Origin of the sequence: Microbacterium testaceum (genome assembly GCF_001476655.1) — a bacterium.
Taxonomy (GTDB): Bacteria; Actinomycetota; Actinomycetes; order Actinomycetales; family Microbacteriaceae; genus Microbacterium; species Microbacterium testaceum_C.
In genome coordinates this window covers 46,973-69,300 of sequence record NZ_LDRT01000027.1, presented here as the reverse complement: position 1 = coordinate 69,300, position 22,328 = coordinate 46,973, and the positions used below count along the sequence as shown (strand labels likewise).

At 67.5% G+C, this 22,328-nt stretch carries 16 protein-coding genes; 12 read left to right on the top strand and 4 right to left on the bottom strand.

What is annotated here, in order from left to right; translation table 11 throughout:
* Nucleotides 1-5 precede the first annotated feature (5 nt).
* The 5 genes from NS220_RS05150 to NS220_RS05140 all read left to right on the top strand — a co-directional run bounded on the left by NS220_RS05150 (nucleotide 6) and on the right by NS220_RS05140 (nucleotide 7,721).
* Nucleotides 6-2,666 carry a DEAD/DEAH box helicase gene (locus NS220_RS05150; RefSeq protein ID WP_058623019.1) on the top strand — a complete coding sequence of 887 codons (2,661 nt, stop codon included), beginning with the start codon at nucleotides 6-8 and terminating at the stop codon, nucleotides 2,664-2,666.
* Nucleotides 2,667-3,682: 1,016 nt separating this feature from the next.
* Nucleotides 3,683-4,315 (top strand): hypothetical protein, encoded by a 633-nt coding sequence (locus tag NS220_RS05145; RefSeq protein WP_153004162.1) that lies wholly within the window; start codon nucleotides 3,683-3,685, stop codon nucleotides 4,313-4,315.
* Nucleotides 4,312-4,572, top strand: a complete 261-nt coding sequence (locus tag NS220_RS19630; RefSeq protein ID WP_193755275.1) for a hypothetical protein — start codon at nucleotides 4,312-4,314, stop codon at nucleotides 4,570-4,572. Before NS220_RS05145 ends, NS220_RS19630 begins: the two co-directional genes overlap by 4 nt.
* Nucleotides 4,573-4,585: 13 nt before the next feature.
* Nucleotides 4,586-5,044: a hypothetical protein gene (locus NS220_RS19625; RefSeq protein WP_153004160.1), complete on the top strand. Its 459-nt coding sequence runs from the start codon at nucleotides 4,586-4,588 to the stop codon at nucleotides 5,042-5,044.
* Nucleotides 5,045-5,657: 613 nt separating this feature from the next.
* Nucleotides 5,658-7,721 carry an MDR family MFS transporter gene (locus NS220_RS05140; protein WP_058623017.1) on the top strand — a complete coding sequence of 688 codons (2,064 nt, stop codon included), beginning with the start codon at nucleotides 5,658-5,660 and terminating at the stop codon, nucleotides 7,719-7,721.
* Nucleotides 7,722-7,857: 136 nt separating this feature from the next.
* On the opposite strand, the gene NS220_RS05135 is transcribed toward NS220_RS05140, so the two are convergent.
* From NS220_RS05135 to NS220_RS05125, 3 genes are all read right to left on the bottom strand, one after another.
* A complete protein-coding gene (locus tag NS220_RS05135; RefSeq protein ID WP_058623057.1) occupies nucleotides 7,858-9,444 on the bottom strand; it encodes an AMP-binding protein in 1,587 nt (528 codons plus the stop codon).
* A gap of 88 nt (nucleotides 9,445-9,532) precedes the next feature.
* The gene (gene chrA, locus NS220_RS05130; RefSeq protein ID WP_058623016.1) at nucleotides 9,533-10,729 is read right to left on the bottom strand and encodes a chromate efflux transporter; all 1,197 of its coding nucleotides are present in this window, start codon (nucleotides 10,727-10,729) and stop codon (nucleotides 9,533-9,535) included.
* A 40-nt stretch (nucleotides 10,730-10,769) separates the two neighbouring features.
* Nucleotides 10,770-11,726, bottom strand: coding sequence for a Gfo/Idh/MocA family protein (locus NS220_RS05125; protein WP_058623015.1), 957 nt, complete (start codon nucleotides 11,724-11,726; stop codon nucleotides 10,770-10,772).
* A 114-nt stretch (nucleotides 11,727-11,840) separates the two neighbouring features.
* On the opposite strand from NS220_RS05125, the gene NS220_RS05120 reads away from it, so the two are divergent.
* The 4 genes from NS220_RS05120 (at nucleotide 11,841) to NS220_RS05105 (ending at nucleotide 15,819) form a co-directional block, all read left to right on the top strand.
* Complete coding sequence (locus NS220_RS05120; protein WP_242864534.1) at nucleotides 11,841-12,989, top strand: polysaccharide deacetylase family protein; 1,149 nt, start codon at nucleotides 11,841-11,843, stop codon at nucleotides 12,987-12,989.
* Between the two features lie 147 nt (nucleotides 12,990-13,136).
* Complete coding sequence (locus NS220_RS05115) at nucleotides 13,137-14,264, top strand: glycosyltransferase (RefSeq protein WP_058623014.1); 1,128 nt, start codon at nucleotides 13,137-13,139, stop codon at nucleotides 14,262-14,264.
* A 45-nt stretch (nucleotides 14,265-14,309) separates the two neighbouring features.
* Entirely contained in the window at nucleotides 14,310-14,567 is a 258-nt protein-coding gene (locus NS220_RS05110) for a glutaredoxin family protein (protein ID WP_013584189.1), read from the top strand.
* Between the two features lie 4 nt (nucleotides 14,568-14,571).
* On the top strand, nucleotides 14,572-15,819 hold the full coding sequence (locus tag NS220_RS05105) for a kynureninase (protein WP_058623013.1): 1,248 nt from the start codon (nucleotides 14,572-14,574) through the stop codon (nucleotides 15,817-15,819).
* Nucleotides 15,820-15,839: 20 nt separating this feature from the next.
* On the opposite strand, the gene NS220_RS05100 is transcribed toward NS220_RS05105, so the two are convergent.
* Nucleotides 15,840-16,964 carry an ROK family transcriptional regulator gene (locus tag NS220_RS05100; RefSeq protein WP_058623012.1) on the bottom strand — a complete coding sequence of 375 codons (1,125 nt, stop codon included), beginning with the start codon at nucleotides 16,962-16,964 and terminating at the stop codon, nucleotides 15,840-15,842.
* A 134-nt stretch (nucleotides 16,965-17,098) separates the two neighbouring features.
* On the opposite strand from NS220_RS05100, the gene NS220_RS05095 reads away from it, so the two are divergent.
* From NS220_RS05095 to NS220_RS05085, 3 genes are read left to right on the top strand one after another with little or no spacing between them, the layout of a single operon-like run.
* Nucleotides 17,099-19,564: a glycoside hydrolase family 2 protein gene (locus NS220_RS05095; RefSeq protein WP_058623011.1), complete on the top strand. Its 2,466-nt coding sequence runs from the start codon at nucleotides 17,099-17,101 to the stop codon at nucleotides 19,562-19,564.
* A 16-nt stretch (nucleotides 19,565-19,580) separates the two neighbouring features.
* Nucleotides 19,581-20,513, top strand: coding sequence for a LacI family DNA-binding transcriptional regulator (locus NS220_RS05090; protein WP_058623010.1), 933 nt, complete (start codon nucleotides 19,581-19,583; stop codon nucleotides 20,511-20,513).
* On the top strand, nucleotides 20,510-22,261 hold the full coding sequence (locus NS220_RS05085) for a cation:proton antiporter (RefSeq protein ID WP_081322992.1): 1,752 nt from the start codon (nucleotides 20,510-20,512) through the stop codon (nucleotides 22,259-22,261). The genes NS220_RS05090 and NS220_RS05085 overlap by 4 nt, the downstream gene beginning before the upstream one ends.
* Nucleotides 22,262-22,328: the final 67 nt, after the last annotated feature.

The window sequence follows — 22,328 nt, the reverse complement described above, 5'->3', positions numbered from 1 at the left end:
CCTTCATGGAACTCAAGAAATACCAGAAGCGAGTGATCGGTGACCTCGTCTCTTACCTGGACTTCCTAAAGCAGACCGACTCACTTTCCGCTGCCTTCGCAGACTACTGGGCATCCAAGCAAGTGCCTGTCGGTGCGGGCGGGATTCGGCCATATCAGAACATCATCGATGGCGTGCCTCACGTCTGCTACAAGGTGCCCACAGGTGGGGGCAAGACCCTGCTGGCGTGTGCATCGGTGCGGCCGATCCTCGACGCGCTCCCCGTCCGTACGCCGAAGGCCGTCGTGTGGCTGGTGCCCTCTGACGCGATCCTCACGCAGACCCTCGCTGCGCTAAAGAACCCCAGCCACCTTTATCGGCAGCAGCTCAATCTCGACTTCGGATCTCGCGTCGAAGTGTACTCGAAGCACGAACTACTTACAGGGCAGAACTTCAACCCGGCGACGGTCGCCGAGCAGCTCACGGTGATGGTGCTCTCGTACGACTCGTTCCGCTCGGCGAACAAGGAGGGGCGTAAGGCCTTCCAGGCCAACGGGGCGCTGGAACCTTTCCGGACCGCCCTCGGCCCGGCAGAAGTGACGATCGACGACGCCGACGAGACGGCTTTGTTCCAGGTCATCAACCAGCTCGAGCCCCTAGTCATCGTGGACGAGTCGCACCATGCACGTAGCGATCTCTCTAAGGAGATGCTGCGCAACTTCAATCCCTCGTTCGTCCTGGACCTGACGGCGACCCCGAAGAGCGAGTCCAACATCATTTCCTACGTGGACGCATTGGCGCTCAAGGCCGAACACATGGTCAAACTGCCTGTCGTGGTCTACAACAAGGAGTCGCAGACAGAGGTCATCACCGACGCCATCGATATCCGGCGAGTTTTGGAGCGCGCCGCTGCCGCCGAGTTCGAGGCCGGCGGCGAGTACATCCGACCCATAGTGCTGTTTCAAGCGCAGCCGAAAGCCTCGGAAGATGCCACGTCCTTCGAGAAGCTTCGTGCGAAACTGATCGACGCCGGGGTGCCCGACGATCAGATCGCCATCAAAACGGCCAACCTCGACGAACTTAAGAGCGTTGACCTCCTCAGCGACTCGTGTCCGGTCCGGTTCATCATCACCGTTAACGCACTCAAAGAAGGCTGGGACTGTCCATTCGCGTATGTGCTCGCGTCGCTGGCCAACAAGACCAGCCAGGTCGACGTCGAGCAGATTCTCGGGCGTATTCTTCGTCAGCCCCACACGAAGCACCATGCGAACGGCTTGCTCAACACCTCTTATGTCCTGACCTCTTCGAACGACTTCAGGTCCACCATCGACAACGTGGTCGCCGGGTTGAACGCAGCGGGATTCACCGCTCGCGATTACCGCCTAGCCAGCCAGTTGCCGGTAGATGAGTCGGGTTCGCGCACGCTGCCAACGCCCACGACAGCGCCTACATCGGACGGGACCGGCGCTCCTTCGGGGGATCCCGGAAGGGCTGACGAGGATTTCTTAGAGTTCGATATCGAGGCCGTCTCGGAGCGAATTGGGACCGGCAACGCGGACGAGGTGCCGTCGTCGGTCGAGGACATGGTGCGCGTCGCTGAGCAAGCTGGTGAAGAGTACGAACGCAAGGCGGAAGACGCGCTGGAAGGGGCGTCCGAGAACGCGCTGCCGGCGGATTTGGAGGACAAGGTGCCCCACTACGCGATGAGCCAGGCTCATTCTGACCAGGCACTCGCTCTGCGACTCCCGAGGTTCTACGTTGAGACCGACGATCTGTTCGCCTCTGTCGAAGACGAATCCCGAGTGCCATTGTCGCCGGCGGGTCTGACAGAGGGTTTCAGCCTCAAAGGCCGTGACTCTAACGTTGACGTCGCCCATGCAGTCGAGCAGATCGTCACCGTGGACGTGCGCACAGGAGAGGGGGATAGACCCAAGGCGTTCGCCATGAACACTCGGCAGCAGCAAGAGCTTCGCAGACACTTCGATTCGCTGCCCATGGAGAGCCGAGTGCGGGAATCCCGCGACATGATCTTCAATCTCCTGGACAAGAAGGGCTACAACTCGATTCCCGCGGATGACCTCAGGAACTACGTGCATCGGGTCGTAGAGAATCTCGATGGTGCACAGCTCAAGGTTGTCGAAACGTCTCCGCACGCGGCTGCGAATCGTATCCGCTCGAAGATCGATCTTTTTCTTGTTGAGCACCGTCTTGACGTGTTCGAAGCAGGGCTCGACGACGGTTCGATCAGTGTTCGCCCGACCTACAAACTCCCGGAACGCATCTCACTGACCGACCCCAACACATCAGTGGGTGGGTCGCTGTACGAGGCCGAAGGAAATATGAACGGCGAGGAACGCGACCTCGTCATGAAGGTCGCTGCTTTGGAGAACGTGGCGTGGTGGCACAGGGTCGTCGAACGAGCGCCAGACGCGTTCTGCATCAATGGTCCGATAAACCACTACCCGGATTTCATCGTCTACACCAAGAGTGGGAAGATCGTGCTGGTCGAATCCAAAGGAGAGATGCTGAAAAACGACGACTCTCGCGCGAAGATCGAGTTGGGCGAGAAGTGGGCGAACGCTGCTGGCGGGAAGTACCGCTACTACATGGTCTTCCAGGACGGTGTGCAGCCTTTGGCCGGAGGATTTACGGTTTCCGATTTCCTCAGTCGTCTGGAACGCCTTTGAGCCTCGGTGTCGATGCAATGCGTCTTTGGGCTGACGCGGCATGCGATCTCCGCATCCCGATGACGCGAAGGCGAAGAGCAGTACGGGGAGGCGCTGCGGGCCCATCAGGACCAGGTTCGTCTTTCAATTCGAGGCGAACTCGAATTGCGGTCGCGCAGTTCCGTGATCGAGGTTGCCGACAGCGTGATTGTGGAGAAGCTGACCGTAGCAAGAACGAAGAAGGCAGCTCCTGAGGTGCACGAACAGCCGTTGTTCGAATAGCGTGTTGTGCCGGTTCTGTGCCGGTAGCTCCGCTGAAACCATCCTCACCCAGCTGTCACCAACCAGGACGACTTCCGTGGAATCACGCGGCGAACGAGCACTCGTGAGCATCCACCGACCCCGCGAATACAACTGAAAATCGTGAGGTCACGGGATCGACGCCCGTCGGAGCCACTGGGACCCTCGTGTGGCTTCTACGCACGGGGGTTCTTCTGTTTCCGGATGCCTCCCGAACGTCTGGGTGGGTTATCGGCCAAAAAGTGTGTATGGGTCGGGCGTGTCAGCTCCGTCCTGCCCATCCTGTTCTGAGCCAGAGGCCTTCGGTGGCGTCGAGGCCGTTGTCGTAGAGGGCGGGGCTGGGGGCGTCGAGGTCGATGCGTGGGTCCTTGTGCGGGGTTGGGGGCGTGGGCGCATCTGTGAGCGTGGTCGATGGGGACTTCATGGAGCAGGAGGAACCATTCGATGGCGCAGCGTGGGGCAACCCCACGCCGACAGCGCGCGGGCGAGTCCCCGTTTCGCGACCCGGCCGCCAAGACCGGTAGAACTGTGCGCCAGTCGACGAGCCATTCTCTTGACTGTGGACTCAGCGCACCACCTGCAACGCATGGGGACTCAGGCACTGAGCCCTAGACATGAGTTTCTCGGCCCCGCCGAAGGACACATAGCTTCGCACCACCATCGCAATGTTTGAGCGACCAGTGGGTGTATGGGTCTTCGCAGGCGCTACAGTTTGGCCATGACGTCAGGACCATGCCGTGACCACGCTTGACCGAACGCTAGGAGTGGCGTCGTACCGGCAGTCCCTCACCCTTGCGACAGAGTACGCAGCCGCGCACTCTACGGAACTGCGTGATGCACTGCGTTATGAGGTGTCACCACCAGATGGTGTGACTCCCGAAGATTGGTCAAGCGCCGTCGGAGCACTGCGCTTCGCATACGAGGTCGCAGTCCGCGAAGGCTTCGAGCCCGTTCGTGCGGATATCCGAACGGCATTAGATTCAGTCACCGATCACAAACTAGAGACGCTCGTTGACCTCATCCAGGACGACTCTGCGGTCGCAACGCGCATCGCTGGCACTCGCGAGCGCGATGGTATCCTTCCCAACTTGGTCGGGTCCGCGCTGAGCCTCGATCTCCGTGCAATCGACCTGTCAGACGATGACGACCTGCAGCTAGCACCGATCGTCACCGTACGACTCATGTTCGACGAACATGTCGCGGGCCAGGACGCAATTGTGTTTCAGACTCAATTGACAGCCTTGGAGGAGATCGCTGCAGAAGCGAAGCGCATCTCCATCCGTATCAAGCGTCTCGAAGCCGATCTCCCCACCGCGACGGTGCCACCATGGGCCAAATCCTCACCGCAACAGAACGAGCCGGCAGAGTGACCCCGGAGGTCGTGGTGCTCGTCCAGCTTGGGACAGCAGGGGTGGCGGCTCTCACATCGCTGATAAACTTGGTGCTCGTCTTCGCCAAGCGCAAGCTCGACCCAACTGCCACCCAGCTTCTGAGCGATCAGTTCAAAGAGATCTCACGAACTAACAAGCGAAACGATGCGTATCTCAAGAGCCTTATGACGCTCGTCAACAAGAGGCTAGGATCGGTCGACAAAGCGCTGACGCGACTTAAGTCGCCTACTGCGTAGCACGGAGGTATCGATGTTGGAGTTAGCCTTGGTGGCGGTCGTAGTGCTCAGTATCGTCGCGCTTCTGGCGTCCGTGGCGACAGCACTAATCTCTCTTACTGAGCGCAAACGGGCGCTGTCTAACGCCGCGAAGGCTGCCACAGTCACCGCCGAACTAGAGCGACACCTTCTTGAGATGCAGCGCTCCCTCGCAGCCCAGGCCTCTGCACCCGAGACCACGAAGCCTCATTCCCGCGACATAGCTCTACTCCTCGACCGAACTTCATCTCACGCAACACGTGGAGGATGGGACAGCCCTCAGCGAGCCCGCCTGCTGTACGAGACAGTCCGCCTTGGCGCTATCAGCGAGGCCGATGCAGCGTACTTGGAAGAAGTCACAACGGTGTACGATCACCGGCGCAATGTGAATCTAGCGTTAGCCGGCCCAGCCTTGGTCGCCTCCAGGTTTAAGGAAGCTCCAGTCCTGGCGTGAGTGTATTGGCACGGATAGTTGTCGACTTGCCCCGGGCCTAGCGTGGAGAGTGACGGTCAGTTCGACTGTCATGCGTTTGTCGGCCGTCGGACGGACCGACGCCGCACCTCAGGTCGGCTCCGCTCAACCCGACGGCGGGACAGCTGTTCGCCTTCGCCCAGGACTATCGTGACCGGCTCACCGCCTTCGCCGCCCCCGCGGTGATCGTCCTCTTCGGACTGATCGGATTCGGCAGCGGCCATCGACGGCGGCTGGAGCTGGCGAGCAACCTCCACGCGGGCGCCCGACGTCGCGATCTCGTGCGGGTCGCGGCGATAGAGGCGTTCCTCTGGGCGAGCGCGGCCGCCACGGCCACCTTCATCATCACGCGTCGCGCGCGAAAGCCGGCTGTTCTCGTTGCTCAAAGCGCGCACCTGAGGCGACAACCGCGGCCCACGCAACGAACACCCGCGAGCGGTCGATAGGCCATGTCGCCGCGCTGACGTATGCGTTCCCCCGTCGCGACCACCAGCCGCCTCGAGACGCGCTACACTTAGTTGACTTTTAGCAAACACCTGGCGCTCGACTGAGCCATCCCGAGCCGTCCGCCAGGCCTTCTCTCGAAGAGGCCCCGATGTCAGACATCACCCGAACCCGGCGCGCGCGCACGGCACCGACCACCACGGGCGCAACGAGCACGGTCATGACCCACCGCATGATCATGTTCGTGATCTTCGGCCTCATGGCCGGCATGTTCCTGTCCGCCCTCGACCAGACGGTCGTCGGAACCTCGATCCGCACGATCGGCGACGATCTGCAGGGACTCAGCCTGCAGGCGTGGGTCACCACCGCCTACCTGATCGTGTCGACCATCTCGACGCCCATCTACGGCAAGCTCTCCGACATCTTCGGACGCCGCCCGCTCTTCCTCATCGCGATCCTCATCTTCATCATCGGGTCGGTCCTCGCGAGCTTCTCGACCTCGATGATCGAGCTCGCCGCGTTCCGCGCGATCCAGGGCCTCGGCGCCGGTGGCCTCATGTCGATGCCGCTCGCGATCATGGGCGACATCCTCGCGCCACGCGAGCGCGCGAAGTACCAGGGCTACTTCCTGGCCGTCTTCGGCATCTCCAGCGTCATCGGCCCGCTCGTGGGCGGTCTGTTCGCCGGCGCCAGCCAGATCCTCTTCATCACCGGCTGGCGCTGGGTCTTCCTCATCAACGTGCCCATCGGCATCGTCGCGCTCGCGATCGTCTGGCGCTTCCTGCACATCCCCAAGCAGCCGCGGCACTCCGTACGCATCGACTGGTGGGGCGCCACGTTCGTGATCGTCGCCCTCGTCCCGCTGCTGCTCGTCGCCGAACAGGGCCGCGAGTGGGGCTGGGGCTCGCCGATCGCCCTCGCCTGCTACGCCGTGGGCGCTCTCGGCATCCTGGCGTTCGTCATCGCCGAAACGAAGATGAAGGACGACGCGCTCATCCCGCTCAAGCTCTTCCGCTCGCCGACGTTCTCGATGGCCACGGTCATCGGTGTGCTCGTCGGTTTCGGCATGTTCGGTGCGATGCTGACGCTCCCGCTGTACCTGCAACTCGTGCTCGGGTCGACCCCCACGCAAAGCGGCCTCGAGATGCTCCCGATGATCCTCGGCCTCATGATCGCGTCCATCGCGAGCGGTCAGCTCATCGCCCGCACCGGCCGCTACCGCATGTTCCCCATTCTCGGGACGCTGCTGATGTCGGTCGGCTTCTTCCTGCTGACGTTCCTCAAGTACGACAGCCCCTACTGGCACGTCGCGATCGCCATGCTCGTGATCGGACTCGGACTCGGCCAGCTCATGCAGACCCTCACCATCGCCAGCCAGAACTCGGTCGGCGTACGCGATATGGGAGTGGCCACCAGCGGCTCGACATTCTTCCGTCAGATCGGTGGAACGCTCGGCACCGCGGTACTGCTCTCACTTCTGTTCACGCTCGTGCCGACGAACATCCTGGGCTCGTTCACTGACCGCACCACACTGACCGACGCGTTGGATGCCGCGCTGGACCCCGCGGTGTCGTCGGCGCCCGCGAACCAGAAGATCATGTCAACGGTCTACGCACCGATCATTTCGGGCATCACCGACGGCGCGACGACGCAACTGCAGCAGGTCGTGCAGCAGGCGACGGATGCCGCGACCCAGGCCGTGGCAGCGAAGGTCGCCGCGGGAGAGCTCCCCGCCTCGGCGCAAGCGGCCGCGACGCAGAATGCCGTCGCGCAGGCACTCGCCGGGGTGACCCAGCAGGCTCCCTTCGCCCGCATCGCGTCGGACGGCACCGTGACGCTCGACTTCTCGGACGCCGACCAGCGCGCGGCCTTCGTCGACAGCACTGCCACGACGCTCGAGCAGCGGTTCGCCGACGGCAATGAGAACGCCGCGTTCGGCAGCTCCACCCTCGACGACACCTCGTTCCTGGTGGGCGCCGACCCGCGCCTGAGCAAGCCCATCCTCGTCGGGTTCAACTCGTCGACGATCACCGTCTACTGGGTGGCGATGTCGGTGGTGCTCCTCGCCTTCGTCCTGTCGCTGTTCTTCCGCACCCCGCCGCTCCGGGCGAAGTCGGCCCTGCAGGAGGCCGCCGACGAGCGCCGCGGTCGCGACGACGAGGAGAAGCGGGCCGAGGAATCCGCCGCACAGACGGGTGCTCTGATCGCGCCGTAGAACGCACCGCACATGCCCAAGGGCGGGGCCGTCGACAGACGCCCCGCCCTTGGGCATTCTCGGTCGCCCTCTGGCGCCCCGCTCTCCCCGCGCTTTCGCTCGCCCTGGCCTGCCTGCGCGGTCTCGAGCCCCGCTCCTACCCGCGCTCGCGCGCCCGGAGGTCTTTCCGAAGGATCTTGCCCGAGGTCGACTTCGGGATCGCGTCGATGAACTCGACGCGACGCACCTTCTTGTGCGGGGCCACCTCGGCGGCCACGAACGCCATCACCTCTTCCGCCGTCAGCCCCGAGTCGGGCGCGGCGACCACGAAGGCCTTGGGGATCTCCTGCTTGTCGTCGTCGTCCACGCCGATCACGGCGGCATCCATGATTCTCGGATGCGAGAGCAGCAGCGCCTCGAGCTCGGCCGGGGCGATCTGGTAGCCCTTGTACTTGATCAGCTCCTTGAGCCGGTCGACGATCGAGAAGTACCCGCTGACGTGGTGCACGCCGATGTCGCCCGTGTGGAGGAAGCCGTCGGCATCCAGGGTCTCCTCCGTCGCGTCGGGCCGGTTCAGGTAGCCGAGCATCACGTTCGGGCCGCGCACCCAGATCTCCCCCGGCAGCGTGAGGCCGTCGTCGCCGTGCTCCTCGATCTCGGCTCCCGTCTCGGGATCGATGAGCTTCGCGTCGACGTTCGGCACCAGCACCCCGACCGAGCTCGCGGGCATGTCGACGCGGTCGTCCGGGACGGCGTGCGAGACGGGGCTGAGCTCGCTCATGCCGTAGCCCTGGAGAATCCGGGCACCCATCCGACGGGCGGCTGCTTCGGCGGTCTCCCCGTCGAGGGGCGCCGCACCCGAGAAAATCGTGCGCACCGACGTGGTGTCGAAGTCGTCGACCACGGGGTGCTTCGCCAGGGCGACCGCGATCGGCGGGGCGATGAAGAGGAAGGTGCAGCGGTAGTCCTGGATGTTGCGGAGGAAATCGACGAGATCGAACCGCGGCATCGTCACGAGGCTCGCGCGCTGACGCAGCGCCAGATTGAGCAGCACCGTCATGCCGTAGATGTGGAAGAACGGCAGCACGGCGAGGACGCGGTCCTCTCGCTGTAGATCGATGACGACCCGGCACTGGTGGACGTTTGCGACGAGGTTGCGGTGGGTCAGCATGACGCCTTTGGGGTTGCCTGTCGTCCCCGACGAGTAGGGCAGCACGGCCACGTGCGTCGACGGGTCGAAGCTGACCTCGGGCGGAGTGCGGCCCTCCGCGAGCAGGCTCCGCAAGTCAGGGTGCCCCTCGACCCCGTCGAGCACGATCGCCCGCTCATCGGGGATGCCCGCCGCGCGCGCCGCCTCGGCCGCCGGCCCCAGCAGCGGCGACACGGTCACGAGCCAGGTGGCCTCGGCATCCCGGATCTGGTTCTCGATCTCGTGCGCCGTATAGAGGGAGTTGATCGTCGTGACGACCCCGCCCAGACGCAGGATGCCGTGGAACACCGTCGCGAAAGCGGGCACGTTGGGGCAGAGCACGGCCACCACGGTCTCGGTGTCGACGCCACGAGCGGCGAGCGCCCCCGCGAAGGCGTCGACCTGCGCGCGCAGCGCGCCGTAGGTCGTCTCGGCTCCGCTGGTCGGGTCGATCAGGGCGACGCGGTCGAGGTCGGCCTCGTCGAGCGAACCGAACAGATCGTCGTAGATGCTCGCGTCGGGAATGTCGATACGCGGGTACGGGCTCTGGAACACGGACTTCTCCTTCGAAACCGGGCGGCGTGCGCCCATCCTGGCACCCTCGAGACGCGGTGTCACGGATCATGAGACCGGGAATCGCGGTCTAGGCGACCAGCTGGATCGCCACCCCGCCGACGGCACCGACCACGACCACCGCCCACGCGGGCACACGGAACCTCGTCAGCAGCACGAACCCGAGGAGTGCCAGAAGGAACGGCGCGGGACCCGTCACGGCCGTCGTGAACACCGGCGTGTACAGGGCCGCGCCCAGGATGCCGACGACCGCCGCATTCGCCCCGCGCATCGCCGCGCGCACGAGCGGCCTCTCGCGCACGGCATCCCAGAACGGCAGGACTCCGACCAGAACGAGGAATCCGGGGAGGAAGATCGCCGCCAGGGCGATCGCCGCTCCCGCGACCCCGCCCGGCCCGACAGTGCTGACCGCACCGAGGAACGCGGCGAAGGTGAAGAGCGGGCCGGGGACCGCTTGGGCGGCGCCGTAGCCGGCGAGGAACGTCTCGGGCGAGACCCAGCCCGTCTGCACGATCTCGGCCTGCAGGAGCGGGAGCACGACGTGTCCGCCGCCGAAGACGAGGGCGCCCGAGCGGAAGAAGGCGTCGGCGAGCGTCAGCGCACCCGAACCGCTGACCGCGGCGAGCGCCGGGAGACCGATCAGTCCCCCTCCCGCGAGCACGAGGCATCCGATCGCGATCCCCCGCGGCACCCGGAACGAGGGCAGCGGCGCCGACGCGGCCTCGGTCACCCCGCGCAGCAGAACGAGGCCCGCCGCCACGCCGACGGCGAGGGCGCCGAGCTGCCCGACCGCGCCCGGAGCGAGCAGCGCCAGGGCTGCCGCGACGAACGCGATTCCCGCCCTCGGCGCGTCGGGGGTCAGCGTCCGCGCCATCCCCCACACGGCCTGCGCGACGATCGCGACGGCGATGATCGTGAGCCCCTCGAGCACGCCGGCACCGATCGGCCCGCCGAAGATCGCGGCACCGCCGGCGAACGCGACCAGCAGCACCGCCGAGGGCAGGGTGAACGCGAGGAACGCCGCGATCGCGCCGAGGAAACCGGCGCGCTGCAGCCCCATCGCGAAGCCGACCTGGCTCGACGCCGGTCCCGGGAGGAACTGGCACAGGGCGACCAGATCGGCGTAGGCGCGATCGTCCATCCACTTCCGCCGGACGACGAGGTCGTCGCGGAAGTATCCGAGGTGGGCGACAGGACCACCGAACGAGGTCACGCCGAGGCGGAGGAACGCCCGGAAGACCTCCCACGGGCTCCCTGTTCTGCGCATCCGTCCGTCCTAACAACCCCGGAAGAACGTCAGGTGAACGTCAACGCAGGGGTTCGGCGAGCAGCGCGTCGACGAGACGCAGCGTGGCGGTCGTGCGTTCCTGGTCGGCGCTGATGTCGACGCCGGCGATCGCGTCGCGCAGCCGCTCGACCTCGCCGACCATCACGTTCTCGGGTGCCTCGACGTGGATCGCCTCGGCATCGCCGCCGTGGAGGGTGAGTTCGAGGAACCGCGGCGCGTCGATCGCGTCGATCCGCAGGAAGGCCTCCTCGCCCTGGATCTCGCTCGACAGAGCGGTGTCGGTGATCTTCGACCAGGCGATGTCGGCGACGAATCCGTCGTAGACCGCGAGGGCGCTGCCCAGCCCGTCGGTTCCCGAGGCGATCCCGACACGCACGCCCCGAACCGCCCGGGGCGCGCCGAAGAGCTGCACCAGCGCGTGGAGCGGGTACACGCCGAGATCGCGCAGCGCGCTCCCGCCCAGGGCGGGGTCGAAGATGTTCGTTTGCTCGCCGGCGAGCACGTGGTCGTACCGCGCCGAGCGCTTCTCGTACCGAAGCGAGACGCGGCGCACGGTCCCGAGGCGCGGCAGCAGGTCGGCCACGGCGGTCAGCCCCGGGTCGTAGGCGCTGCGCATCGCTTCCAGCAGCACGACCCCCCGAGCAGTGGCCCGTTCGACGAGTTCCTCCCACTGCGGAGCGGTCAGCGTCGCCGGCTTCTCGACGAGGACCGGGATGCCGGCATCCAGAGCCGTCCGCGCCTGAGCGACGTGCGCGGAGTGGGGGCTCGCGAGATACACCGCGTCGACGTCATCGGCGGCGAGGAGCTCGTCGAGTCCCACGGCGGTGCCGGGCGCCCCGATCTTCTCGGCGAACGCCCGCGCCCGCTGCGCGTCGCGCGAGGCGACGCGGCTCACCTCCACCCCGTCCACGTGGCCGACCGCCTCGGCGAAGCGTTCGGAGATGCTGCTGGTGCCGACGATTCCGATGCGGATCATTCCCCCATCATCGTGGCTCACCCGCTCGCCGTCCCGTGGCGTGGCCAGGGAGTGCGCGAATCGTCCGGCTAGGATCGCGATGATCGCTGCCGATCGCATCCGACCCGAGGGATCATGACAACGACACGTGCCCAGCACCGTCGCCGCGCCACCCGGCGCGTGCGTCTTCGCCGAACCATCGTCGCGGCCGCGGCCATCGTGGCGATCGCCGGCGGGGTGACGGTGTTCGCCGTCACGCGCGGCACCCCGGTCCCGACGGCGGACGCCACCTCCACCCCTGTCATGGAGGAGACACCGACACCGACGCCGACCCCGAAGACCGCGTCCGAGCAGCTCCTGGCGTCCACGACCGACCCGAAAGCGTGCGCCGTGTCGTTCTCGGGCGAGGGCGTCGCACTCGCCCCCCAGCTGGAGACGCAGGACACGCTGTATGCGGCGCTCCCCCTGCCCCAGGCGGACGGTCGCGTCTTCGCCGGGTGGTACGAGACGGCAGCCGACGCGGCCGCGATGACGCTCCCCGCGCGCGTGAACGGCGCCGACCTGGTGGCGTGCACGGCACAGGAGAAAACGCTGTACGCGGGGTGGACGACCCCCGAGGCGAATGCGGCGGAAGAGGCCAGCATCCCGATCCTCATGTACCACCAGTTCACGACGAAGCCCGAGGGCGAAGACAACTGGCTCCGACTGAACTACGCCTACATCGGCGATTTCGACGCGCAGATGGCGCACATCCAGGAGTCGGGTTTCTACCTGCCCACGTGGGACGAACTGAGCGCGTTCATCGACGGGAAGGTGTTCCTGCCGAAGCACTCGGTGATCATCACGGATGACGACGCCGACAGCACCTGGCTCGAGCTCGCCGCTCCCATCGTCGACAAGCGCCACCTGCTCACGACGTCGTTCGTCATCACCTCCGCCCGCACCGAACCGACGCCGAACCGTTTCGTCCTGCAGCGCTCGCACACGCACGACATGCACCGCGCCGGCGACAACGGAAAGGGGCGCATGGTCAACGAGGACGCGGCGACGATCGCCGCCGACCTCGAGCAGTCCGCCCAGATCCTCGGCGCGAAGGAAGTCGTCGCCTACCCCTTCGGGCACTACAACGACACCACCAAAGAGGGGGTGCGCGAAGCAGGGTTCGCGCTGGGGCGCACCATCGAGCACGGCTACGTGCGCATCGGGACCGACAAGCTGGCCCTGCCCGTGATCCGAATGAACTACGGGATGACCGTGGACGATCTGAAGGACGCCATCGGCTGATCCGCCCGGGATAGCGGGTCCTACCAGGCAGTAATCGGAATGAACACCTGCTACCTCCCAGGTAACTGATCCACAATACCGAGTTGAGCACGCGTCGGCCGGTCTACGCTGTGTAATCCTGGATTCACTTTCGAAACGCGAGCGCCCATGATCCTTTCCGTCATCGTTCCGACCTTCAACGAAGGTCCGAACGTCGCCGAACTCGTTCGACGCACGGCGGCAGCGGTACCCGGTCGCGACATCGAGATCATCTTCGTCGACGACTCCACCGACGACACCCCCGAGATCATCCGCGGGGTCGCCGGGAACGCCCCGGTCCCCGTCCGCCTGATCCACCGCGACGAACCCCTCGGGGGCCTCGGCGGTGCGGTGGTCGAGGGCATCAAGGCCGCGGCATCCGATTTCTGCGTCGTCATGGACGGCGACCTGCAGCACCCGCCGGAGGTCATCGCCGATCTGCTCGCGCGCGCCGAGGTCGGCGATGCCGACGTGGTCGTGGCCTCGCGCTACGTCGACGGCGGCACATCCGACGGACTCGCCAACGCCGTGCGCACGCTGGTCTCGCGCGCATCGACCATGCTCACCAAGGCGATGTTCCCGAAGAAGCTGCACAACTGCTCCGACCCGATGACGGGCTTCTTCCTCATCGACCGCCGTTCCCTCGACATCGAGGAGCTGCGTCCGCGGGGTTTCAAGATCCTCCTCGAGATCCTGGCCCGCAAGCAGATGCGCGTCGCCGAGGTGCCGTTCGACTTCGCCCCCCGCTTCGCCGGAGAGAGCAAGGCCTCGTTCAGCCAGGGCATGCGTTTCCTCACGCAGCTGACCATGCTCCGGTTCGGACGCATGTCGGCGTTCGCCGTCGTCGGCGGCCTCGGAGCGCTCGCCAACCTGGCGATCATGTGGGGACTGCAGATGTTCGGGGTCCAGTACCTCGTCGCCGCGGTCATCGCGAGTGTGCTGACCATCATCGCCAACTTCATCGCGCTCGAGTACCTCGTCTTCGCCGACATGCGCCAGGAGTCGGGCCTCATGCGGCACCGCTTCATCAAGTCGTTCACGTTCAACGGCATCGAGGCCATCGTCCGCATTCCGGTCATCTGGTTGCTCGTCAACGAGGCGCACATCCAGAGCGTGCTCGCGGCGGCGCTCACCCTGATCGCGGCATTCGTGATCCGCTTCGTGTTCCACGCGCTCGTCGTGTACGCGCCCAAGAAGGCCCCCGCCGCGGCCGTGGCCGCCGTGCGCGAGCCGCTCGAGGACGAGCTCGCCGCCTGAGGTCTCGAGAGCCGGGGTCACCGCGGGGCGGCGTACCCTGGAGTCATGTCCTCTGACGCTCCCATCCGCATGTTCGGCGCCGACTGGTGCCGCGACTGCATCCGCACGAAGAAGCAGCTCGACGAACTCGGCATCGCCTACGAGTACGTCGACCTCGTGGCCGACCCCGCCGCCGCCGACGTGGCGAAGGAGATCTCGGGCCGCACCAGCATCCCCGTCGTCGTGTACCCCGACTCGAGCCACCACGTCGAGCCGAGCAACGCCGACGTCGAGGCGAAGCTGCGCGAACTGTCGCTGATCTGACGCGTTGTCGACCGACCTGACGGCCGCGTTCGCCGCCGAGGCGGCGGAGCTCGACGCCGCCGACCCGCTCGCGCACCATCGCGATGCGTTCGTCGGCACCGAGACGCCGCTGATCTACTTCGACGGCAACTCCCTCGGGCGTCCCCCGCGGGCGACCGCGGACCGTCTCGCGCGCTTCGTCACCGAGGAGTGGGGTGGCCGGCTGATCCGCGGCTGGGACGAGTCCTGGATGCAGCTGCCCTTCGAGATCGGCGACCGCATCGGCGCGCTGGCTCTGGGGGCGGGGCCCGGGCAGACCGTGATCGGCGATTCGACCACGGTCCTGCTCTACAAGCTCCTGCGCGCGGCGCTCGACGACCGGATGACGAAGGATCCGGAGCGCGTCGAGATCGTCGTCGGACGAGACGACTTCCCGACGGACCGCTACCTGGTCGAGGGCATCGCAGCTGAGCGCGGTGCCCGCGTGGTGTGGGTCGAGGTCGACACGGCGCGCGGGGTCGACGCGGCACTGCTGCGCGCTGCGGTCGGTCCGCGCACCGCGGTCGTCCTCCTCAGCCACGTGTCTTACCGCTCGGGATTCCTCGCCGACGGCGCTGAGCTGACGCGGATCGCGCAGGACGCGGGAGCGCTCGTGCTGTGGGATCTTTGCCACTCAGCGGGTTCTGTGCCCGTGGAGCTGGACGGGTGGGGGGCCGATCTCGCCGTCGGGTGCACCTACAAGTACCTCAACGGCGGTCCAGGGTCCCCGGCGTTCGCTTACGTCGCGTCACGTCACCACGTCACCCTCGCCCAACCCGTGCAGGGATGGATGGGCGCGGCCGACGTCTTCTCGATGGGGCCGGAGTACCGGCCGGCGGCCGGCATGCGCCGCTTCCTCTCGGGGACGCCGCCGATCCTCGGGATGATCGCGATGCAGGACACCCTCGATCTCCTCGAGGCCGCCGGAATCGCCGCCGTGCGCCGCAAGTCCGTCGCGCTGACGGAGTTCGCCCTGCGGGTGAGCGACGGCATCCTGTCTCCGCTCGGCGTGCGTGTCGCGTCTCCCCGGGACCCGGCGGAGCGCGGCGGCCACGTGACGCTCTCGCACCCCGCGATGCGCGCCGTCACCGCGCGCCTGTGGACGCAGGACGTGCTGCCCGACTACCGCGATCCCGGCGGCCTGCGCATCGGTCTCTCACCCCTGTCGACGAGCTTCGACGAGGTCGTGACGGGTCTCGCTGCGGTGGCCGAGGCGCTCCGCGCCGACGCCTGAGGTCGTCGCGCCGACACCGGTCAGCGAGCGTCGACGTGCTCACGCAGGACGGCACCGGCAGCGGCGACAGCCCCGCCATCGCGCGGGTTCGCCGAGACCGCGACGGTCAGATCGGTGCGACCCCGCGCCCGTGCGTGCTCACGCACGCCGTCGAGATACCGGTCGAGGAGACGGCCGTAGCCACGCCCCGAAAGCACGAGGCGGTCGAGATCGAGCACGTCGGCGAGCGCGACCACCCCGCGGCTGAAGGCGACCACCGCATCGTCGACCACGTGGGCGGCCCGGGGGTCGCTGCCGGTGCGCGCGACGATCCGACCGATGGTCTGGCTGCTGCCGGTCTCTGCGTGAAACCGTTCCACGATCGCGTCCGGCGGGGCGAGGACGGCCAGGCACCCGCGCTGACCGCAGCGGCACGCCGGGCCGGCGGGGTCGAGAGGGAGGTGCCGGATGTCGCCCGCGCGGCCACGTGAACCCCGGACGAGCCGCCCGTCGACGACCACGCCCGCGGCGAGTTCCCCGTCGAGATGAATCACCGCCAGGGCGCGGGAGTCGGCTGCGGCGCCGGTCCACACCTCGCCGGCGGCGGAGAGGAGAGCGGCACTCTCTATGCGGACGTTCAGGCCCGTCGCCGCCTCCAGAGCGGGACCGAGGGGGAACCCCTCCAGGTTCGCGAGGCTGGGCGTGTCGACGATCGCTCCCGCGTCGTCATGGGGCCCGGGCACCGCGACGCACAGCCCCTCGATGAGTCCGTCACCCACGGACGTCGCGGCGAGCAGCTCCGCGACGGCGGAGGTCACCGCGCTCACGACGTCCTCGGGCACCGCCCCCGCCGCGCCCGCGACACCGATGCGACCGACGACGGCACCCCAGAGGTTGGCCACGACGACCTGCACCGACGCGGGGCCGAGTTGCACCCCCAAGCCGTAGCGCGTCGCGGGATTGACGTCGAGAAGCTCGCGGCGCTTCCCACCGGTGGACTCCCTGTGTCCGACCGACATGACGAGCCGCTGCTCGATGAGGTGACGCACCGCGGTCGTCATCGTCGCCGGGGTGAGGCCGGTCGCGGTGGCGAGCTCGATGCGGCTGATCGGCCCTCGCGTGCGGATGACGTCCAGCACCAGAGACGGCGTGGAGACACCGGTCATCTCTCCCGCCACGCTTTCCCCTGCCCGCTTAATTCAGTAGCTTGAATAAGGCCCGCATCTGTGCCGATATTACCGTCCCCCTCACTCGAGAGCGGGGCGACGGCGGGGCCTCTCCGGAAGGAACACCGACGCTGATGTATCACCCTCTCGACGCAGGTTGGACCCTGACCCTTCTCCGCGGAGAGCGTCCGGACGAGGACGGGGCGCTCGATGACGGGATCCCCGCCGCCGTTCCGGGCGTCGTTCACACCGATCTGCTCGCCGCCGGCCTCATGGACGATCCGTTCCCCGGCGCACAGGAGGAGAAGCTCGCATGGATCGGTGAATCGGACTGGCGGTACCGCACGACCTTCTCGTGGAGCCGTCCCCTCGACAGCGCCCGCGTCGACCTGGTCGCCGAGGGCTTGGACACGGTCGCGACGGTGCGCGTCAACGGCGCCACCGTGCTCGAGACCGCGAACCAGCACCGCGGCTACCGCACCGATCTCACCCCCGTCCTGCGCGAGGGCGAGAACACCGTCGAGGTCGACTTCCGCTCGCCCGTGCGGTACGCCCGCGAGCGAGAAGCGGTGCTCGGCGAGCGTCCCCACTCCTACGCGCACCCGTTCAACGCCATCCGCAAGAGCGCCTGCAACTTCGGCTGGGACTGGGGCCCCGACTTCGCGACCGCCGGGATCTGGCGTCCGATCGGCCTTCAGGAATGGACACGCGCTCGCATCGCGGCGGTGCGCCCCGTCGTCGACATCGTGGACGGCATCCCGCATCTCACCGCGCACGTCGAGCTCGAGTGGCAGCATGAAGAGGGGGAACCAACCACGGTCCAGATCGAGGTCGCCGGTGCGTCGGCCCGCGTCGAGGCGCGGCCCGGTCAGCCCGTCGTGATCGACCTCGCCGTTCCGGATGCCGAGCCCTGGTGGCCGCGCGGCTACGGCGAAGCACGGCTCTACGACCTCACCGTGCGCGTGGGCGACGGTGCCGACGAGGCGACGCGGTGGTCGCGGGCGATCGGCTTCCGTCACGTCGAGGTCGACATCGCGCCCGACGAGCACGGTAGCCCGTTCACGGTGCGCATCAATGGACGCGACGTCTATGTGCACGGCGCCAACTGGATCCCCGACGACGTCTTCGTCACCCGCATCACGCCCGAGAGCCTCGCCGCTTCGATCGCGGATGCCACGGACGCGGGACTCAACCTGCTGCGCGTGTGGGGCGGCGGTCTGTACGAGAGCGACGACTTCTACGACATCTGCGACCGCGAGGGTGTCCTCGTCTGGCAGGATTTCCTGCTCGCCTGCGCCGCGTACTCCGAGGATGCCGAGCTGTGGGACGAGTTCGAGGCCGAGGCGCGCGAGGCCGTCACGCGTCTCTCACGCCACCCGAGCCTCGTGATCTTCAACGGCGGCAACGAGAACATCTGGGGCTACGTCGACTGGACGTGGCGCTCGCGCCTGAACGGGCGCAGCTGGGGCGAGGGCTACTACCGCGACCTCTTCCCGCGCATCGTCGCCGAGCTCGCCCCCACGACCTTCTACTCGGACGGGAGCCCGTTCTCGTTCAGCTCGTACGTCCACCCGAACGACGACGCGCACGGCACCATGCACATCTGGGACGTATGGAATACGCGGGACTACGACGGGTACCGCGCCTATCGCCCGCGCTTCGTGTCGGAGTTCGGTTTTCAAGGCCCGCCCGCGTTCTCGACGCTCGAGAGCGTCGTGCGCGACGAGCCCCGCAGTCCGTTCGGGCGCGAGATGCTCGCGCACCAGAAGGCCAACGAGGGCAACGACAAACTCGCGCGCGGCCTGGGCACGCATCTGCCCGAACCTGGCGGATACACCGACTGGCACTGGACGATGCAGCTGAATCAGGCGCGCGCGGTGTCGTTCGGGATCGAGTGGTTCCGCTCGCTCTTCCCGCTGAACCGCGGATGGATCGTCTGGCAGCTCAACGACTGCTGGCCCGTCGTGTCGTGGGCCGCGGTCGACAGCCACCGGCACCGCAAGCCGCTCTGGTACGAACTGCGCCGCGTCTCGGCACCACGGCTGCTGACGATCCAGCCCGAGCTCGAGGGCGACGGCCTGCGCGTGACCCTCCACAACGACAGCGACGAAGCGATCTCGGGCCGCGTGGAGCTGCGCCGCGAGGGCCTGGAGGGGGGCGTCCTGGCATCCGCGACCCTCGATCTCGAGGTGGAACCGCGTTCGAGCTGGACGGCAACGGTCGACCCCGCCCTCGCCACCGCGATCGAGCCCGAACGCGAGGTCCTCGTCGCGCACGCGACCACGGGCGAGCGTGGCCTGCACTACTTCGTCGACGATACGGAGCTCGCCCTCGAGGACGACATCTCGACGCACGCGCGTGCGGTCGACGGCGGGTACGAGGTCACGGTGACCGCGCGCACCCTGGTGAAGGATGCCACGCTGCTTGCGGACCTCGTCGAGCCCACCGCGCGCGCGGACTCGGGGATGATCACGCTCACAGCGGGCGAGGAGCACGTCTTCCGGATCACCGCGCCCGCGGGCCTCGACCCGGCCGCCTTCGCGGATGCCCGGGTGCTGCGCACGACCAACGACCTTCTCGCCCGCGCACGCGAGAGATAGGCGATACTTGCCGACGATGAAGGACGAGCCCGCACCTCACTCGACCCTGCGGCGCTCCGTCGGCCTGGTCCTCCGCCGCCCGGTGCGCCAGCTCGGCGTCGAAGCGTTCTACAGCGACTTCATGGCGGGTCTCGAAGAGGTGCTCACCGAACACGGTCGACCCTTCGTGCTCCAGGTGGTGCCCGACCTCGACGAGGAGCTCGACGCGTACCAGCGGTGGGCGCAGTCCGGTCGGGTCGCGGGGGTCGTGCTGGTCGACATCACGCGGCAGCGGGACCCCCGCCTCGACCTCGTCGACCGGCTCGGCTTCGCGAGCGTCGCGCTGGCGCACCCCGACGACGCCCCCGGCCACGCGGTCGTCTGGGGCGACGACGAAGCACCCATGCGGACGGCGGTGGAGTACCTGCACGGACTCGGCCACGCCCGCATCGGACGGGTCTCGGGCCCGGACGACCTTGCGCACACCGTCCGCCGTACGCACGCCTTCGAGGCGGTGGCGGAGCGCGGGGGGCTCGACGTGCGCATCGAGGTCGCCGACTTCACCGGCCCCGGTGGCGTCGCCGCCGTCGAGCGTCTGCTCGCGGGCACGAATGCCCCGACCGCCATCGTGTTCGACAACGACGTGATGGCCGCGGCCGCGGCATCCGCTCTCACCGCGCGCGGGATCGACGTGCCGGGCGACCTCTCGCTGCTGGCCTGGGACGACTCGGTGCTGTGCCGGTCGACGGTGCCGTCGCTCAGCGCGATGGCCCGCGACATCGCTGTCTGGGGCGAGAGCGCGGGGACGGCGATCATGAAAGCGCTGGGGCACGGCGCCCGACCGGTGACGATCGCCCCCACACCGGAGCTCATCGTGCGGGCGTCGACGGGCCCCGCGCACGGAGGCGCGTCCGCCGCAGGCCGTGCGGAATCCGCTCCCTCGACACCCGGGACTAGCCTCGAACCGTGATCGATCCCCTCATCCTCGTCGTGGCAGGGGTCGTGGTCGTGGCCCTTGCGACGGTGATCGCCCCGAAGTTCAACGTGGCGGGCCCCCTCGTCCTCATGACGCTGGGCCTCGGCGTGAGCCTGCTGCCGTTCTTCCCGCCGTTCTCGCTCGATCCCGAGGTCATCCTCGTCGGGGTCCTCCCACCCCTGCTGTACTCCGCGGCGGTGCAGCTTCCCGCCATCGAGTTCCGTCGCGACTTCGTCCCGATCGCCGGGCTGTCCGTGCTCCTGGTCGTCCTCAGCTCCGTGGTGCTCGGCCTGTTCTTCTGGGCCGTCATCCCCGGGCTCGGGCTCGCGCTCGGCATCGCGCTGGGTGCGATCCTGAGCCCCACGGATGCCGTGGCCACCTCGATCGCGAAACGGCTGGGCATCGCGCCACGCGTCGTGACGATGCTCGAGGGCGAGAGCCTGCTCAACGACGCCACCGCGCTGGTGCTGCTGCGCACGGCCGTGGCGGCCGTGGCATCCGGCTTCGCCTTCGGCGACGCGGTCGCCAACTTCGCATGGGGTGTGGTCCTCGCCCTCATCATCGGTGCCGCGATCGGGTGGATCAACCTGCGCGTGCGCGAGCGCGTCACCAACTCGGCGGCGAACACCGCCCTCAGCTTCACGGTTCCCTTCATCGCCTACCTGCCCACCGAGCACCTCGGCGGCTCGGGCCTGGTGGCGGCAGTGGTGGCGGGGATCGTGACCGGACAGGGCGCGACCCGCCGTTTCACGCCCGAGCAACGGATGAGCGACCGCCTCAACTGGCGCACGATCGAGCTGATCCTCGAGGGCGGGGTCTTCCTCGTGTTCGGTCTCGAACTGAAGGACATCGTGCAGAGCAACTTGAGCGAGCACGAGGGTCTCTGGCACGGGACCTGGCTCGCCCTGTCGGCGCTGGGAATCGCCCTGCTCGTGCGGGCTCTGTACGTCTCGGGGCTCATTTGGATCCAGGGCCGACGGGGCCGCAACCTGCCGCGACACCAGGGCCGCATCGACGAGGCGCGCGACCGCCTGGACCGGTTCGAGGAAGCATTCCGCAACGATCCCGACAGTCTGAGCAGACGTGTCGACGATCCGGAGCGAGCCGACCGTCGCATCAGTTGGATGCGACGCCGCATCTCGCGCACCATGGCCGATCTCGACTACTACCGCGACAGCCCCCTCGGCTGGCGACACGGCACCATCGTCGTGTGGGCGGGCATGCGCGGGGTCGTCACGCTCGCCGCCGCCCAGACCCTGCCTCGGGAGGGAGTCGAGGACCGCCCGCTGCTGATCTTCGTCGCCTTCCTGGTCGCGCTCTTCAGCCTCGTCATCCAGGGGATGACCCTGCCGGCCGTCGTCCGCGCCGTGGGGCTGACCGGCGACGGCGGCGAGGGGCCGACCAGGGAGGAGCAGCGCGCATTGGATGCCGAACTGCGCGAGGCCTCGACCGCGGCTCTGCAGGCGGGGAAGCTTCGACGGCGGGACGGCGAGGCCTTTCCCGACGAGATCATCGAACGCGTCGGCGCGCGCATCACGGAGCCGCCCGACGAGGAAGCCTCGGGCCGCGTGCGCGACCTGCTCGAGCTGCGCCTGGCCTCGATCGAGGCCATGCGTCGACGACTCGCTCGTGTCGGGCGCGACGGCCGCTACAGCACCGCCGCGCTGAGACATGCCTTGGCCGAGCTCGACGCCGATCAGCTCAGCCTCGAACTGCGGCTGGACGACGGCGACGAGGAGTGAAGGAATACTCGCGGGGAATCCCGCGCTTGCATTCATGTGCATGAAATCCGCGCGAGATCCGCGCGGC

Bases quoted from the DNA above. Each gene is read 5' to 3' on its own strand.
- NS220_RS19625 (WP_153004160.1), top strand. From the start codon at position 4,586: ATGTTGGAGTTAGCCTTGGTGGCGGTCGTAGTGCTCAGTATCGTCGCG.
- NS220_RS05120 (WP_242864534.1), top strand. From the start codon at position 11,841: ATGACAACGACACGTGCCCAGCACCGTCGCCGCGCCACCCGGCGCGTG.
- NS220_RS05110 (WP_013584189.1), top strand. From the start codon at position 14,310: ATGTCCTCTGACGCTCCCATCCGCATGTTCGGCGCCGACTGGTGCCGC.
- NS220_RS05140 (WP_058623017.1), top strand. From the start codon at position 5,658: ATGTCAGACATCACCCGAACCCGGCGCGCGCGCACGGCACCGACCACC.
- NS220_RS05115 (WP_058623014.1), top strand. From the start codon at position 13,137: ATGATCCTTTCCGTCATCGTTCCGACCTTCAACGAAGGTCCGAACGTC.
- NS220_RS05090 (WP_058623010.1), top strand. From the start codon at position 19,581: ATGAAGGACGAGCCCGCACCTCACTCGACCCTGCGGCGCTCCGTCGGC.
- NS220_RS05095 (WP_058623011.1), top strand. From the start codon at position 17,099: ATGTATCACCCTCTCGACGCAGGTTGGACCCTGACCCTTCTCCGCGGA.
- NS220_RS05150 (WP_058623019.1), top strand. From the start codon at position 6: ATGGAACTCAAGAAATACCAGAAGCGAGTGATCGGTGACCTCGTCTCT.
- chrA (WP_058623016.1), bottom strand. From the start codon at position 10,729: ATGCGCAGAACAGGGAGCCCGTGGGAGGTCTTCCGGGCGTTCCTCCGC.
- NS220_RS05125 (WP_058623015.1), bottom strand. From the start codon at position 11,726: ATGATCCGCATCGGAATCGTCGGCACCAGCAGCATCTCCGAACGCTTC.
- NS220_RS05100 (WP_058623012.1), bottom strand. From the start codon at position 16,964: ATGACCGGTGTCTCCACGCCGTCTCTGGTGCTGGACGTCATCCGCACG.